Annotated in this window: 11 protein-coding genes and 1 pseudogene; 6 read left to right on the top strand and 6 right to left on the bottom strand. The window is 73.7% G+C overall.

Going from position 1 to position 15,853, the window contains the following annotated elements; translation table 11 throughout:
- Positions 1-59 precede the first annotated feature (59 nt).
- Positions 60-1,475 (top strand): 3' terminal RNA ribose 2'-O-methyltransferase Hen1, encoded by a 1,416-nt coding sequence (locus ACPZVR_RS05920; RefSeq protein WP_436698645.1) that lies wholly within the window; start codon positions 60-62, stop codon positions 1,473-1,475.
- Positions 1,468-4,002 carry a polynucleotide kinase-phosphatase gene (locus ACPZVR_RS05915; RefSeq protein ID WP_436698644.1) on the top strand — a complete coding sequence of 845 codons (2,535 nt, stop codon included), beginning with the start codon at positions 1,468-1,470 and terminating at the stop codon, positions 4,000-4,002. The genes ACPZVR_RS05920 and ACPZVR_RS05915 overlap by 8 nt, the downstream gene beginning before the upstream one ends.
- Positions 4,003-4,023: 21 nt before the next feature.
- Here the strand turns inward: ACPZVR_RS05915 and ACPZVR_RS05910 are convergent, their stop codons facing one another.
- From ACPZVR_RS05910 to ACPZVR_RS05885, 6 genes and pseudogenes are all read right to left on the bottom strand, one after another.
- Positions 4,024-5,589, bottom strand: a complete 1,566-nt coding sequence (locus ACPZVR_RS05910) for a DNA polymerase domain-containing protein (protein WP_436698643.1) — start codon at positions 5,587-5,589, stop codon at positions 4,024-4,026.
- Between the two features lie 128 nt (positions 5,590-5,717).
- Complete coding sequence (locus tag ACPZVR_RS05905) at positions 5,718-7,340, bottom strand: GMC oxidoreductase (protein WP_436698642.1); 1,623 nt, start codon at positions 7,338-7,340, stop codon at positions 5,718-5,720.
- 67 nt (positions 7,341-7,407) lie between these two features.
- Positions 7,408-8,010, bottom strand: a pseudogene (locus ACPZVR_RS05900) (HutD/Ves family protein).
- 95 nt (positions 8,011-8,105) lie between these two features.
- Positions 8,106-8,795 (bottom strand): lysoplasmalogenase, encoded by a 690-nt coding sequence (locus ACPZVR_RS05895; RefSeq protein ID WP_436698641.1) that lies wholly within the window; start codon positions 8,793-8,795, stop codon positions 8,106-8,108.
- Between the two features lie 17 nt (positions 8,796-8,812).
- Positions 8,813-9,253, bottom strand: coding sequence for an HNH endonuclease (locus ACPZVR_RS05890; protein WP_436698640.1), 441 nt, complete (start codon positions 9,251-9,253; stop codon positions 8,813-8,815).
- 172 nt (positions 9,254-9,425) lie between these two features.
- A complete protein-coding gene (locus ACPZVR_RS05885; protein ID WP_436698639.1) occupies positions 9,426-10,577 on the bottom strand; it encodes a PucR family transcriptional regulator in 1,152 nt (383 codons plus the stop codon).
- A gap of 83 nt (positions 10,578-10,660) precedes the next feature.
- Here ACPZVR_RS05885 and ACPZVR_RS05880 point away from each other — a divergent pair, with 83 nt between their 5' ends.
- The 4 genes from ACPZVR_RS05880 (at position 10,661) to ACPZVR_RS05865 (ending at position 15,795) form a co-directional block, all read left to right on the top strand.
- The gene (locus ACPZVR_RS05880; protein ID WP_436698638.1) at positions 10,661-11,596 is read left to right on the top strand and encodes a proline dehydrogenase family protein; all 936 of its coding nucleotides are present in this window, start codon (positions 10,661-10,663) and stop codon (positions 11,594-11,596) included.
- 39 nt (positions 11,597-11,635) lie between these two features.
- Entirely contained in the window at positions 11,636-13,273 is a 1,638-nt protein-coding gene (gene pruA, locus ACPZVR_RS05875) for an L-glutamate gamma-semialdehyde dehydrogenase (protein WP_436698637.1), read from the top strand.
- Positions 13,274-13,423: 150 nt separating this feature from the next.
- Positions 13,424-14,761: a serine hydrolase domain-containing protein gene (locus ACPZVR_RS05870; RefSeq protein ID WP_436698636.1), complete on the top strand. Its 1,338-nt coding sequence runs from the start codon at positions 13,424-13,426 to the stop codon at positions 14,759-14,761.
- Complete coding sequence (locus tag ACPZVR_RS05865; protein ID WP_436698635.1) at positions 14,758-15,795, top strand: dipeptidase; 1,038 nt, start codon at positions 14,758-14,760, stop codon at positions 15,793-15,795. Before ACPZVR_RS05870 ends, ACPZVR_RS05865 begins: the two co-directional genes overlap by 4 nt.
- Positions 15,796-15,853: the final 58 nt, after the last annotated feature.

The following is a 15,853-nucleotide window of genomic DNA, read 5'->3' as shown; positions in this document are numbered from 1 at the left end:
ACGCTGCCCGCTCTCCCGGCCGGGCGTAAACCCGTTGCGGCGCCGGGCAGGATGACGACGTGCTGCTGACCATCTCGACGACCCACCGACCGGCGACGGACCTGGGCTACCTGCTGCACAAGCACCCCGACCGGGTCCAGGAGTTCGAACAGTCCTTCGGGACCGCGACCGTGCTCTACCCGGAGGCGGGGGAGGAGCGGTGCACGGCTGCGCTGATGTTGGAGGTCGACCCGGTGCGGCTGGCCCGGCGAGTGGGGCGGAACGCACCCGACTTCAGCCTGGCGCAGTACGTCAACGACCGGTCGTACGCCGCCTCCTCCCTGCTCGGCGTCGCGCTGGCCGACGTGTTCGGCACCGCCCGCAGCGGGATCTGCAAGGCCCGGCCGGAGCTGGCCGGTCGGGCGATCCCGCTGGAGCTCTCGATCCCGGTGCTGCCGTGCCGCGGTGGCGCGGAGATCGCGCGCCGCCTGTTCGAGCCGCTCGGCTGGCAGGTCGACGCCGAGCCGATCCCGCTCGACGAGGGCTTCCCGGAGTGGGGTGACTCCCGCTACCTGCGGCTGACGCTCACGGGGGAGGTGCGGCTGGCCGACGCACTCGGCCAGCTGCACGTGCTGCTGCCGGTCCTCGACGAGTCCAAGCACTACTGGCAGGGACTCGACGAGGTCGACAAGCTGCTGCGCTCCGGCGGCGAGTGGCTGGCCACCCACCCGGACCGGACGCTGATCACGCGGCGCTATCTGGGTCGCCGCGGCGGTCTCACCCGCATCGCGCTTGCCCGCCTGGCCGAGCTCGACGGTGCCGCGGAGGAGGGCTCGGATCCGGAGGCCGCCGAGGAGGAGGCGCGCCAGCCCGAGGAGCGACGCGTGCCGCTCAACCGGCAGCGCCACGACGCCGTGCTGCGCGCGATCGCGGACCTCGGCGCCCGCTCCGTCATCGACCTCGGCTGCGGGCCCGGCCAGCTGCTGGACCGCCTGCTGAGGACGCCCGGCATCGAGCGGGTCGCGGGCTGCGACGTCTCCGCGCGGTCGCTGCAGTACGCCGCCCGGCGGCTGCGTGTCGACCGGATGACCGAGCGCCAGGCCGGCCGGCTGGAGCTGTTCCAGGGCGCCCTGACCTACGAGGACCCGCGCTTCGCCGGCTACGACGTCGCGGTGCTGATGGAGGTCGTCGAGCACGTCGACCCGCCGCGGCTCGCCGCCCTGGAGCGCGTCGTTTTCGGTGCCGCCCGCCCGGGAGCGGTCGTGGTCACCACGCCGAACCGGGAGTACAACGTGCTCTACGAGGGCCTCGACGGCCTGCGGCATCCCGACCACCGGTTCGAGTGGGACCGCGCGGAGTTCGCCGCGTGGTGCGAGCGGATCGCGGCGGCGTACGGATACGCCGTCGAGCGGCACGGTGTCGGCGAGGTGGACCAGACCTACGGAGCCCCCACCCAGCTGGCGATCTTCACCCGAGAGGAGCGTGCCGATGACTGAGCCCGCCGCCGGAGCGATCGAGCTCCGCGTCCCCGCGACGGGCCTCGTGCTGCTGGTCGGCGTCTCCGGGAGCGGCAAGTCGACCTTCGCACGGGAGCACTTCAAGGCGACCGAGGTGGTGTCCAGCGACTTCTGCCGCGGACTGGTCGCGGACGACGAGAACGACCAGTCGGCGACGGCGGACGCCTTCGACGTCTTGAACTACATCGTCGGCACCCGGCTGCGCCGCGGCCTGCTCGCGGTGGTCGACGCGACCAACGTCCAACAGGCCGCGCGGGCCGAGCTGGTGCGGCTCGCCAAGAGCCACGACGTGCTGGTCGACGCGATCGTGCTCGACGTACCCGAGGCGGTGGCGGTGGCGCGCAACGCGAGCCGGCCGGACCGCGACTTCGGCAGGCACGTGATCACCCGGCAGCACCGCGACCTCCGGCGCTCGCTCGGCCGGATCCGCAAGGAGGGCTTCCGGCGCGTGCACGTGCTGCGCGGGCCCGACGAGATCGCCGCCGCGTCGGTGGTCCGGGAGCGGTCGTGGAACGACCGGCGCGAGGTGACCGGTCCGTTCGACGTCATCGGGGACGTGCACGGCTGCGCGTCCGAGCTGCGCACGCTCCTCGCCGAGCTCGGCTGGCTGCTGACGTACGACGACAGCGGCGCCGCCGTCGGTGCGACCCATCCCGACGGCCGGCTGGCCGTGTTCGTGGGCGACCTGGTCGACCGTGGGCCCGACACGCCCGGCGTGCTGCGGCTGGTCATGGGGATGGTGGCCGCCGGCACTGCGCTGTGCGTCTCCGGCAACCACGAGGCCAAGCTGGTGCGCGCCCTGAAGGGCGCGAAGGTCACGGTCGCGCACGGACTGGCGGAGTCGCTCGACCAGCTCGCCGCCGAGCCCGAGGACTTCCGTGCGCGGGCACTGACCTTCATGGACGGCCTGATCAGTCACTACGTCCTCGACGGCGGCCGCCTGGTCGTCGCGCACGCCGGGCTCAAGGAGGCCTACCACGGGCGCTCCTCGGGCCGGGTCCGGGCGTTCGCGCTGTACGGCGACACGACCGGCGAGACCGACGAGTACGGCCTGCCCGTGCGCTACCCGTGGGCGCGGGACTACCGCGGCGAGGCGATGGTCGTCTACGGACACACCCCGGTGCCCGACGCCGAGTGGGTCAACAACACGATCTGCCTCGACACCGGCGTCGTGTTCGGCGGAGCCCTCACCGCGCTGCGCTACCCGGAGCGGCGGCTGGTCTCGGTGCCCGCCGAGCAGGAGTGGTACGAGCCGGTCCGCCCGCTGGCGCCCGCGGCGGGCGACCGGGATCCCTCGGTGCTCGCGATCGACGACGTCGCCGGCGCCCGCTGGATCGACTCGCCGCATGCCGGCAAGGTCAAGGTGCCCGAGGAGAACGCCGCCGCGGCGCTGGAGGTGATGAGCCGGTTCGCGGTCGATCCGCGCTGGCTGGTCCACCTGCCGCCGACGATGTCGCCGGTCGCGACGGCGACGGAGGACGGCTTCCTGGAGCACCCGGCCCAGGCGTTCGACGAGTACGCCGGCTGGGGCGTCACCGAGGTCGTGTGCGAGGAGAAGCACATGGGCTCCCGCGCGATCGCCGTGATCGCGGGCGATGCCGGCGTGGCCGAGCGTCGCTTCGGCATCGCCGACGGATCGACCGGGACGGTGTTCACCCGCACGGGCCGGCCGTTCTTCGCCGATGCCGCCGTCACGGGCGCGCTGGTCGACCGGCTGCGGGTCGCCGCGGCCCCGCTGTTCGCGTCGCTCGACACCGACTGGCTGGTGCTCGACTGCGAGCTGCTGCCCTGGTCCGCCAAGGCGCTGGGCCTGATCAAGGACCAGTACGCCGCGGTGGGCGCCGCCGCCCGCGAGGCGCTGCCGGCGGCGGCGGACGTCCTCGCCCGGGCCGCGGCCCGCGGGCTCGACGTCGCGGCGGCGGCCGATCGCATGGCTCGCCGACAGGCCGATGCGGCGGCGTTCCGCGAGGTGTACGCGGCGTACTGCCGGCCCACCGACGGCCTCGACGGCGTCACGGTGGCGCCCTTCCAGGTGCTGGCGGCCGAGGGCCGGGTGCTCGCCCACACCGAGCCGCACCCGTGGCATCTCGAGCAGCTCGCCGCGCTCGAGGGTGATCTGATCACGCCGACCCGACACCGACGGGTCGACCTGACGTCAGCGGCGGATCGCGACGCGGCGACCCGCTGGTGGCTCGATCTCACCGCGGCCGGCGGCGAGGGCATGGTCGTCAAGCCGGCCCACCTCGTCGACACGCGGGTGCAGCCGGGGCTGAAGGTGCGCGGCCGGGAGTACCTGCGCCTGGTCTACGGGCCCGACTACACCGGCGCCCTCGACGTCCTGCGTCAGCGGCACCTGGGCAGGAAGCGCCAGCTGGCACTGCGCGAGCACGGACTGGGCCTCGACGCCCTCACCGCGTTCGTGGGCCGCGAGCCGCTGTGGAAGGTGCACCAGGCGGTGTTCGCCGTCCTGGCGCTCGAGTCCGAACCGGTCGACCCGCGGCTGTGAGCGGATCGCGCCGGGCCCCGGTCAGCTGATCTCCGGCAGCTCCTGGGCAGCACCCAGGAGGGCCTGGAACGGGTCGCCGCGTTCGGCCAGCCGGTCCAGCACGGAGCGGATGGTCCAGCGATCCGGGCGCAGGTCCGGATCGTCCAGCTCGCCCCAGCCGATCGGCACCGAGACCGGGGCACCGGCCGCGGGCCGAGGGGAGTACGGCGCGACGAGGGTCTTGTTGATCGCGTTCTGGGTGTAGTCGAGCCGCGCCCGGCCGCGGCGCGCCTTCACCTCCCACTTCCAGCTGACCAGGTCCGGGAGGACCTTGCCGACCGTGCGCGAGAGCCGCTCGACCCAGGCGCGGGTGTCGTCGAAGGTGTAGCCCGCCACGACGGGGATCCAGATCTGGACTCCGCGCCGACCGGTCACCTTCGCCCGGGCGGTCACCCCGAGATGGTCGAGCGCGGTGCGGTGCAGCCGGGCGAGGGCGAGCACCTCCTCCCAGGTCGTGTGCTCGCCGGGGTCGATGTCAACGAGCGCGTAGGTCGGCTCGTGGGGAGCCTCGACCCGCGAGGTCCACGGGTGCCACTCGAGGGCGCCGAAGTTGGCGGCCCAGACGAGGGCGGCCGGCTCGTCGGCGACGACATAGGTGGTCGTCTCGCCGGGATCGGCGTCGGGGTTGTCCCAGGCGCCCAGCCAGTCGGGCGCGTGGTCGGGGCGCTGCTTGTGCCAGAACCCCGACCCCCCGACGCCGTCGGGATAGCGGTGCAGGTTGAGCGCGCGCCCCCGGACGTAGGGCGTCACGACCGGCGCGATCCGCGCGGTGTAGGCGAGAAGCTCGCGCTTGGTGACGGGCGGGTCGCCGGGGAAGAGCACCTTGTCGAGGTTGGTCACCTTCAGCCGCCGGCCGAACACCTCCCACGTGCCCTGCTTCCCGAGGGAGGCGAGCTCGTCGACCGCGGCATCGGGAAGCGGCTCGGGCAGCAGGGTCTCCGCCGCGTCGGCGGCCGGCGCGTCCGAGCGCCAGCGCCGATCGGGGTCCGCGGCGACGTCGTCGTTGGTGCGCCCGCTGAGGACGGACCGCGGATGGTCCTCGGGGTCCCAGCCGTCGACGGCCCGCTCGTCGCGCTTGTGCAGCAGCATCCAGTCCTCGCGGTCGCCCGCGGCGCCGGTGCGGACGAGGACCAGTCGGCCGCGCAGCTTCTGCCCGTGCATCTCGGCATGCAGCTCGCCGTCGCGGACCGCGGCACCCGGGTCGTCGGTCTTCACCGGCTCCCAGGTCCCGGTGTCCCACACGATCACGTCCCCGCCGCCGTACTCGCCGGCCGGGATGACGCCCTCGAAGTGGAGGTACTCGATCGGGTGGTCCTCGACGTGCACCGCCAGGCGGCGCGCGCCGGGATCGAGCGTGGGCCCCTTGGGCACCGCCCAGCTGACCAGGACGCCGTCGATCTCGAACCTCAGGTCGTAGTGCAGGCGACTCGCCCGGTGCCGCTGCACGACGAACCGGGCGCCGCCGTCCGGGGACGGCGGCGCACCGGCCGGCTCCGAGGTGCGGGTGAAGTCGCGCTTGCGTCGGTAGGTCGCCAACTGGTCGCCCATGGAGCAACGGTGCCCACGGCGCGGCGCGCCATGCTGGGCGGCTGTAACTACCTATCCGTGTCACTCCCTGACCCGTCTACCGGTCCGGTAGAGGCTCGAACAGGTAGTTACAGCCCTCCGGGGGCGGCTCAGATGTCGTGGGCGACGATGTGGTCGATGTTCCGCTCCGCCAGCGCGGTGATCGTGACGAACGGGTTGACCGTCGTGTTGCCCGGGATCAGCGCGCCGTCGATGACGTAGAGGCCGTCGTACCCGTGCAGGCGGCCGTGGTTGTCGGTGGCCCGGTCGAGCACTGCGCCGCCCAGCGGGTGGTAGGTCAGGCCGTCCTGCCAGACCTTGTAGACGCCGAAGAGGTCGGTGCGATAGATCGTGCCCTCCTTCTGGTTGATCCTGTCGAAGATCGACTTGGCCATGGTGATCGAGTCCTGCTTCCAGGCGGTCTGCCAGGACAGGTCGACCCGGCCGGCCGCGGCGTTCCAGGTGAACTCCGCGCGGCGGGTGGTGTTGGTGATCGACAGGTAGAGCGAGGCGTAGGTCTCGATCCCGGTCGGGAGCGGCGCCACCTCCGCGAAGGCGCCGCCGGCGTCCCAGTTGTCGATGCCGGAGCAGGGGATCGTCGACTGCAGCGTGCCGGTCGGGTCCCACATGTGGTTGGCCCGGCCGCACATGACGTTGCCGTTGTCGCCCCAGCCCTTGCCGATCTCGTTGTTGAGCGCGGGCAGGACGCCGGTCGCCTTGAGCTTGGTCAGCAGCTTGCTGGTGCCGACGCTGCCCGCCGCGAAGAACACCTTCGCGGCGGTGACGCTCTTGGTCGCCACGACGGTGCCGGAGGTGTCGATCTGCTCGATCGCGACGGTGTAGCCACCGCCGCCCGCCGGAGCGACGGAGGTCACCCGGTGCAGCGGGGACACGCGGACCCGGCCGGTCGCGAGGGCCTGCGCGAGATAGGTCTGCACGAGCGACCTCTTGCCGTGGTCGTTGCCGTACATGACCTGACCGTCGAGCGCCGAGCGGGTGACCGTGCCGGCCTGCTCGGCCTTCATGTAGTCCCAGTCGTAGACATCGGGCACGAACGTCCACGCGAAGCCGGAGCGCTGGGCGTGCTTGCGGCCGACGCGGGCGTACTGGTAGCACGCGGCCGTCTCGAACCACGCCGGGTCGATCGAGCCCACGCCCAGCGCCGCGTTCGCCCGCGGGTAGTAGACGTCGTACATCTCGTCCGGGTCGACCGACGGGAGGATCCCGCCGAACCGCTCCCGCTTCGGCGTGACGGCCATGCCTCCGTTGACCAGGGAGCCGCCGCCGACGCCACGGCCCTGGTAGACGGTGATGCCCGCGAACTCCTCGGCGTCGAGGATGCCGGTGTAGCGGGGGATGGTGGCGTCGATCGGGAAGCCGAAGAAGTTGCTCACCGGCGCCTTGGTCTTCGTGCGCAGCCAGTAGGCGCGCTTGTCGGGGGAGGTCACCTTCGGGAAGATCCTGCCGTCGGGGCCGGGGGTGTCCCACGACATGCCCATCTCCACCATCTCGACCGCGACGCCGGCCTGCGCCAGCCGGAGCGCGGCGACCGCGCCGCCGTAGCCGGTGCCGATGACGAGCACGGGGACCTGGGCGCCGTTGCCGATGGCGGCGGAGGCGGGGCTCGCCAGCGCCGGCAGGCCGAGGGACGCGGCGCCGAGTGCCGCTCCGGTGCCGGTGATGAACCCGCGTCGGGTGAGCCGAGACGACGTGGGGTGGGGGCTGCGTGACATGTGACCTCCATCACAGTAGGAAGAATCAGAACGTGTTCTACCTGTTGTGGCGAGGGTTCGTCACTACCTACCGGCGAGTAGTTCCGTGCCGGCGCGTCCGCCCGGGCTCGATCTCGATCCGCGCGACGGCCACGCGGGCGGTGCCGCCGAGCACGAGCGGCTCGTCCCCGATCGCGACGTCGCCGGCCCCGAGGGTCGCGCCGCCGGTCGCGAGCGTCACGCTCCCGTCGAGCACGACGAGCACGACCGGATCCGCGGCCGGTACGGCGAGCGGCTCCTCGTCCGCGATGAGCCGGTGCGCGTCCAGCCGGGCCCGGGCGGCGCCCCGGCGGGTCATCACGTTGAGGTCGCGGGTGGGCCGGTCGACCTCGCAGTGCACCGGCACCCCGCCGTCGAAGCCGAACGGCTCGTCCGGGCGCAGGACGTGGGCCCGGCCGGGCAGGTGCAGGGTCATCGAGCCGCCCTAGACCAGCATGATGATCCGGTCGACGCCGGGGAACGGGGAGAAGTCGCTGTCGCGCGCCACCTCCGCGAGACTCACCCGCCAGGCGAAGTCGTCCGGCCGGCCCGCGAGGGCGATCTCGGTGGTCTGGCCCTGCCCGTTGCGCCAGGGGGTCGACGGCAGCTCGGCGGCGCGCGTGATCGTCGTGGTCGTCGCGGTCCAGTCCACCGGACGCCGGCCCCCGCCGTGGCTCGGGCGCCCGGTTCGCCGTCTGGGATCCGAGACCTTCGCGTACGTACCTCGACCGCCAGGCAGGTCCCGGCTCAGCGACCGGCGCGGGCGGCGCCCTCGGCGAGCAGCAGCTGCGCGCCGGTGTAGGTCGCCATCACGACCGACTCCAGCCGCTGCGGCGCGCCGGGCAGCAGGAAGGTCCGGGCGCCGAGGACCGCGTCGGAGGTGAGGAAGAGCGCGCCGCCGGCTGCCGTCAGCAGGCGCGCATCGCGCGGCAGTGCCGGGTCGAGGTGCGCGGCACCCGCCGCCATCGTGGCGAGCAGGGCGGAGTAGCCGAGCAGCACTCCGCCCAGGCGCCGGTCCTGGCGGGCGGCCGCCGCGGCCACGACCGGGCCGCTCGTCGCCCACAGGCCGGCGATCAGCCGGGCGGTGCGCGCCCGGCTGATCGGCGTACGCCGGTCGCGGTGGCGACGGAACCCCGCCAGGTAGGCCAGGTGGCCCAGGCCGAAGGAGCCCGCCCCGGCCGCGAGCATCCGCTCGCCGTGCCCCAGCAGGAGGATGTCGCCGCCCCAGCCGCCGGCCTGCGCGACCAGCGTCGTCGTCCGCAGCGGCGATCCGCTGGCCCGGGCGTCACCGGCCAGGGCAGCGCCCAGGGTGGGCAGCAGCAGCGGCTTGGTGAGGAAGCGGACCCGATGCGCCCACGGACGCGGCGATCCGGCCAGCGCGGTGTCGACGGCGGCGAGGGCGCCGTAGGCGACCTTGAGCTTCGTGGACCTGCGCACGCCCGAACTGTAGGGAATCAGGCGGCGGCGAGCTGCGCGCGGGTCGGGACGAAGGGCGCCACCAGCAGGCGCATGCCGGCCTCGCGCGGCGTCCGGTTGGCCTTGCGGCCGTTGCACGCGCCGCACGCCGCCACCGTGTTGAGCCAGGTCCATCCGCCGCCGCGGCTCTGCGGGAGCAGGTGGTCGATGGTCGAGGCGTGCCGACCGCAGTAGGCGCAGCGGTGGCGGTCCCGCTTGAGCACGTTGGTCCGGGAGTACGCCGCCGGGCGGTACATCCACTTCGCGGCGACGTAGCGCACCAGTCGGATCACCCGCGGCCACGGATGCGGCCCGATCATCCGGTCCTCGTGCGCCTCCTCGACGGTGGCGACCTCGCGGAACAGCATGCGCACGGCGTGCTGGAAGGTCACCGTCCCGAGGGGCTCGTAGGAGGCGTTGAGCAGCGTCACGGTGGTCATGGCCGCCTCACCTCCTTCGGTCGACTCGGCGCGCGGCACCTGTCGGATTCCTACAAGGTCCGCATTTCCGTCCGGCCACGAAGGCATGAAGGGCAGAAGACCTCTGCGAGAGGTCCGACGATCGAATGTACGTCGGCGCGGGTCGCGGTCTCCACCGAATTGGAGACTCCGCTCAGCCGGAGGCCGTGAGGTACGGCGCGAGCTCCAGGGCGAGGTGCAGGCGGAGCCGGTCGGCGCCGCGGGCGAGGTCGTAGCCGGTCGCGTGCTCGACCTGGCCGATCCGGTGGTAGACGGTCTGCCGGTGCACGGCGAGCCGGGTCGCCGTACGCCCGGCGCTGCCGGCCTCGTCGAGCCACACCCGCACCGTGCGGAGGATGTCGGGAGCGGCCGTCGCGAGGAAGGTGCGGACCACCGGGTCGATGACGGCGGCCGCGAGGTCGTCGTCGCGGCTCACGCCGAGGAGGGCGAGCGGGCCGAGCGACTCCCAGCGCACCACCGTGCCCGGCTCGGCCGTCCGGGCCACGCGCAGGCCGACCCGGGCACCGCGGTGGGAGGCGGCGATCGCGTCGACACCCGGCACCGTCGGGCCGGTCGCGGCGCGGGTCACCCGGTCGAGGCTGTCGACCCGCCGGCCGAGGCCGAGGGCGCCGAGCAGCTCGGTCAGGTCGCCGGCGGCGTCGACCAGGTCCGCGCGGGTCACGGCACACGCCACGCCCGGGCTGGACCGCACCCACACCACGCCGGGGCGCGACGGGCGGCTGGCGACCTGGTCGAGCAGCTCGGGACGCTCGAGGAGGACGCAGGAGACGGGCTCCTGGAGGTCGAGGCCCGCGGCCTGGGCGAGGTCCACCGCCGACTCGCGGGCCGCGAGGCGGCCGCCCTCGACGAGCTCACGGAAGAGGGCGTCGCGGTGGGCCTGCCGGCGCTCGGCCACGTTGAGCAGCCGGGCGGCCGACTCCGCGATCCTGACCGCCTCCGGCCAGGTCGACGCGGGGATCCGGCCGTCGGGGTCGATCAGCCAGAAGTACCCGTGCACCCGGTCGAGGTGGCGGGCCGGGACGCAGAGCCGGGCGACGATGCCGAGATCGCGGTCGGCCGGCGTCCGCAGCGGTCCGGGGGAGCTCTCGATGCCCTGGCCGCGGAACCAGGACCGCACGTCGTCGGTCGAGCGCCGCTGCAGGATCGAGCGCTGCCGGATCGAGTCGACGACGTCGTCGCCACGGTGGTCGGAGAAGCCGATCAGCCGGAAGTCGGGGTCCTCCAGCGTGCACGGAGCGTCGGTCAGCCGGGCCATGTCCTCCACGAGGTCGTCGAGCGAGCTCACCGGACAAGTGTCGCACCCAGCGCGGAAAATCCTGTGACAGATGTCCGTTCCGTGTGACCGGTGACGCTCCTACCGTGAGAGACATGCTCGACCAGGCACTCAGCCACACCCTGAACCGCGCGTCCCGCAGCGCCCGCGCCCGGCGCGCCGTCGAGTCCTTCCCCCTGACCCGCAAGGTCGTCGACCGCTTCGTGCCCGGAGAGACCACCGCCGACGCCGTCGCGGCGGCCCGCGGGCTGGTCGCCTCCGGCCGCACGATCACCCTCGACGTGCTCGGGGAGGACGTGCTCGACCCGGCGGGTGCCCGCGCCATGCGCGACGCCTACCTGGGCCTGCTCCGTGCCCTGGCCGACGCGGGTGTCGGCACCGGTGCCGACGTCTCCCTCAAGCTCTCCGCGATGGGCCAGGCCCTGCCCGACGGCACGACGCTCGCCACCGACCACGCCGCCGAGATCGCCGACGCGGCGGCCGCCGTCGGCTGCACGGTCACCCTCGACATGGAGGACCACACCACGGTCGACTCCACCCTCGCCATCGGCGGCGCCCTGCGCGCGTCGTACCCCTTCGTCGGGAACGTCCTGCAGACCAACCTGCGGCGGACCCCCGGCGACATCGCGGAGCTCGCGGGCACCGGTGCCCGGATCCGACTGGTCAAGGGTGCCTATCGCGAGCCGGAGTCGGTCGCGCTACAGCGCAAGGCGGAGGTCGACCACGCCTACGAGCGGGCGATCGACGCGCTGATGGACTCCGCCTGCTACCCGATGATCGCGACCCACGACCCGGCGATGCTCGATCGCGCGGTGGCGCGCGCCCACTCCGCCGGACGAGGACCGGACCGCTGGGAGGCGCAGATGCTCTACGGCGTGCGGCCCGAGCTCGAGCAGCGGATGGTCGACGCCGGTCACCGCATGCGCGTCTACGTCCCGTTCGGCACCGACTGGTACGGGTACTTCATGCGACGGCTGGCCGAGCGCCCCGCCAACGTCGCCTTCTTCCTGCGCGCCCTGGCGCACCGCTGACCCTCCGCATCCCGCCGCTTCCCCCAGAGAGGACCTGAGATGGACGCCATCACCACCCCGCCGGCCCCGGTCAACGAGCCGAACCTGACCTACGCCCCGGGCAGCGCGGAGCGCGAGGCGCTCGTGGCGCAGCTCGATGCCCTCGGCGGCACGACGCGCCAGCTCGACGCGCGCATCGGCGGTGAGAAGGTCGTCGGTGGCGGCGAGGAGATCGCCGTCGTGCAGCCGCACGCGCACCAGAAGGTCCTCGGCGTGCTGCGCAACAGCACCGCCGACGACGCGAAGGCGGCCATCGCGGCGGCCCGCGAGGCCGCGCCCGACTGGCAGGCACTGCCCTTCGACGAGCGCGCCGCGGTCATCCTGCGCGCCGCCGAGCTGCTCGCCGGCCCCTGGCGTCAGCGGCTCAACGCCGCCACCGTGCTCGGCCAGTCCAAGACCTCCTTCCAGGCCGAGATCGACGCTGCCTGCGAGCTCATCGACTTCTGGCGGTTCAACGTCCACTTCGCCCGGCAGATCCTCGGTGAGCAGCCGATCGCCAACGCGCCGGGCATCTGGAACCGCACCGACCACCGCCCGCTCGAGGGCTTCGTCTACGCGATCACGCCGTTCAACTTCACCGCCATCGCCGGCAACCTGCCGACCGCGCCGGCGCTGATGGGCAACACCGTCATCTGGAAGCCCTCGCCGACCCAGCAGCTCGCGGCGTCGCTGACCATGGAGCTGCTCGAGGAGGCCGGCCTGCCGCCGGGCGTCATCAACATGCTGCCCGGCGACGGGCTCGCGGTCTCCGAGGTCGCCCTCGCGCACCCCGACCTGGCCGGCATCCACTTCACCGGCTCCACGGCGACCTTCCAGAGGCTGTGGGCGAGCGTCGGCACCAACCTGGCGTCGTACCGGACCTATCCGCGGCTGGTCGGCGAGACCGGCGGCAAGGACTTCGTCATCGCGCACCCCTCCGCCGACCCCGACGTCCTGCGCACCGCGCTGATCCGCGGCGCGTTCGAGTTCTCCGGACAGAAGTGCTCGGCCGCCTCGCGCGCCTACGTCCCCGCGTCGCTGTGGGCCCGGATGGGCGCCGACCTGGCCTCCCAGACCGACGCGCTGCCCGTCGGCGACCCGACCGACTTCGCCAACTTCACCGGTGCCGTCATCGACGCCCGCGCCTTCGCCAAGCACAAGGCGGCGATCGAGCGCGCCCGCGCCACCGCGGGTCTGCAGATCGTCGCCGGCGGCGAGGTCGACGACAGCGTCGGCTACTTCGTCCGCCCGACGGTCGTCGTCGCCGAGGACCCGGCCGACGAGATGTTCTCCACCGAGTACTTCGGCCCGATCCTCGTCGTGCACGTGTACGACGACAGCCGGCCCGGCGCCTTCGAGGAGGTCGTGGCGCAGGCGGAGTCCGCGGCGCCGTACGCCCTCACGGGGTCGGTGCTCGCCACCGACCGCGCCGCCGTCGACTGGGCCAGCGACCGCCTGCGCTTCGCGGCCGGCAACTTCTACGTCAACGACAAGCCCACCGGCGCCGTCGTCGGCCAGCAGCCCTTCGGTGGCGGTCGCGCCTCCGGCACCAACGACAAGGCCGGCTCGGCCCTCAACCTGCTGCGCTGGACCTCGCCCCGCTCGATCAAGGAGACCCTGGTCCCGCCGACCGACCACCGCTACCCGCACATGGGCTGATCGCGCGAGCGCGGCGTCGCTTCACGCCGCGCTGGTGCGCCCGCAGTCGTCCCGCGCCGACCGGCTGGTTGGCGAACGCGACGAACGGCCGCCGCTGAGCCGGTCCTGCTCGACGAAGGACCGGGCGTCCGCCCCGCCTAGGCTGCGCCCATGCAGGGGATCGGGGACTGGCTGGAGGCGCGGCTGCCGGGGCTGCTGGAGGAGACGGGGGTCCCCGCGGCGGCGGTGGCGGTCGTCCGGGGGGACGAGATCGTCGACGCCGCGGCCGGCACGCTGAGCGCCGCCACCGGCGTGGCCGCCACCACCGACGCGATCTTCCAGGTCGGCTCGATCACGAAGGTGCTCACCGCGACGCTGGTCCAGCAGCTCGTCGGCGAGGGGCTCGTGGAGCTCGACCGCCCGGTGCGCACGTGGCTGCCTGACCTCCGACTCGGCGACGAGGCGGCCGCGGCGGCGATCACCGTGCGCCAGCTGCTGACCCACACCGCCGGCTTCGAGGGCGACGTCTTCACCGACACCGGCAAGGGCGACGACTGCGTCGAGAGGTACGTCGACCTGCTCGCCGACGTGCCCCAGCTGTTCGCGCCGGGGGAGCTGTGGTCCTACAACAATGCCGGCTTCTGCGTGCTGGGCCGGCTGGTGGAGGTGGTCCGCGGCGCGCCGTACGACGCCTGCCTGCGCACCCACCTGCTCGACCCGCTCGGCATGACCGGAGCCGCGACCGATCCCTACGAGGCGGTGCTCCACCGGGTCGCGGTGGGTCACGTCGAGACGGCGTCGGGTGCCGGCCTGCACCCCACCGCCACGTGGGCGCTCGCCCGCTCGAACGCACCGGCGGGCTCGATGCTGGCGATGCGGGCCCGCGACCTGGTCGCCTTCGCCCGGCACCACCTGGCCGCCCCGGCGCTGGCGGCGATGCGCGAGCCGCAGGTGGGGCTGCCTGACCTCGGCCAGGGAGAGGCCTGGGGCCTGGGCTGGGAGCTCTTCCGGCTCGCCCCGACGCCGATCGTCGGCCACGACGGCAACACCATCGGCCAGTCCGCCTTCCTCCGCCTGGTGCCCGAGCACGACCTCGCGGTCGCCGTGCTCACCAACGGCGGTCCGGCGAAGCTGCTGCACCGCGCCGTGACCGGCCAGGTGCTCCGCGAGCTCGCCGGGGTCGACCTCCCGGCACCGCCCGTGGCCCCCGCGACCCCGAAGCCGCCCGACCCCGCGCGGTACGTCGGCACCTACGCCTCCGGCGTCGGCGAGACCGTCGTCAGCCGGGACGAGCAGGGCCGCCTGTGGCTGGACCGCACGCCGCTCGGGGTGCTGGCCGAGATCGACGAGCCGCCGTACCGCACCGAGCTGGTCGCCTGGCGCGGCGACACGCTCTGGCCGGTGGAGCCGGAGGGCGGGGTGCACCAGCCGGTGGCCTTCCTGGGCGACGACGGCACCGGGCGGGCGGCGTACCTGCACACCGGCCGGGCCGACCGGCGGATCCGATGAGCGCGCCGCACGAGCTGCACCGGCGGGCGGTCGTCGCCGACACCCACAACGACCTGCTCTGCGCGGTGGTGGCCCGTCCCGTCGAGCGGTGGGCCGCCTTCTTCCGCGAGCAGTGGCTGCCGCAGCTGCGGGCCGGGGGTGTGGACCTGCAGACGCTGCCGGTCTTCATCGAGGACCCGTACCGGCCCGAGGGCGCGCTGCGCCGCACGCTGCGGATGGTCGAGGCGGCGCACCGGCTCGCGGAGGGCAACGCCGACGCGGTCGCCCTGTGTCGCGACGGTGCCGAGATCGACGCGGCGCTCGGCGCCGGGCGGATCGCGCTGGTCCTCGCGCTGGAGAGCGCTCCCGGGGTGGGGGAGGACGTGGAGCTGCTGCACACCCTGTTCCGGCTCGGCGTCCGGGTCGCCTCCCTCGCGCACTTCGGACGCACGGCCCTCGCCGACGGCAGTGGCGAGGACCGGACCGGCGGCCGACTGACCGGCCCGGGGGTCGCCGCGCTCGCCGAGATGGAGCGGCTCGGCATGCTCTTCGACGTCAGTCACCTCGGCGTCGCCGGCGTCGAGCACGTCCTGGACCTCGCGACCCGCCCGGTCATCGCCACCCACTCGTCGGCCCGCGCCCTCTTCGACCACCACCGCAACCTCTCCGACGAGCAGATCCGCGGGATCGCCGGCGGAGGAGGCGTGGTGTGCGTGAACTTCTTCGCGCCGTACCTCCATGCCACGGACTACTCGATCGACCGGCTGGTCGACCATCTCGAGCACGTCGTCTCCGTCGCCGGCATCGAGCACGTCGGCATCGGGCCGGACTTCATCAAGGAGGTCCTGGCGGACACGACGCCGCCGTGCTGCGAGGTCGCGTTCGTCGAGGGCGTGCCCGCCGACGCGTATCTGCCCGGGCTCGAGGGGCCGGCCGGCCTGCCCCTGCTCACGGAGGCCCTGCTGCGTCGCGGATGGGCGGCGGAGGAGGTCGTCGCCGTGCTCGGCGCGAACGTGCGCCGCCTCTACGCCGCCCAGCTCGGCCGCCCCGCATGAGCCGCCCGGCGCACGCCTTGGTGCATCCGGACGAACCGCGCCCCCGAGCTCGGGTGGG

It is taken from the genome of Nocardioides segetis, assembly GCF_051390595.1.
In the GTDB taxonomy this organism is placed as follows: domain Bacteria; phylum Actinomycetota; class Actinomycetes; order Propionibacteriales; family Nocardioidaceae; genus Nocardioides.
Note: the sequence above shows the minus strand (reverse complement) of the source record. Positions and strands in the feature narration are given on the sequence as shown.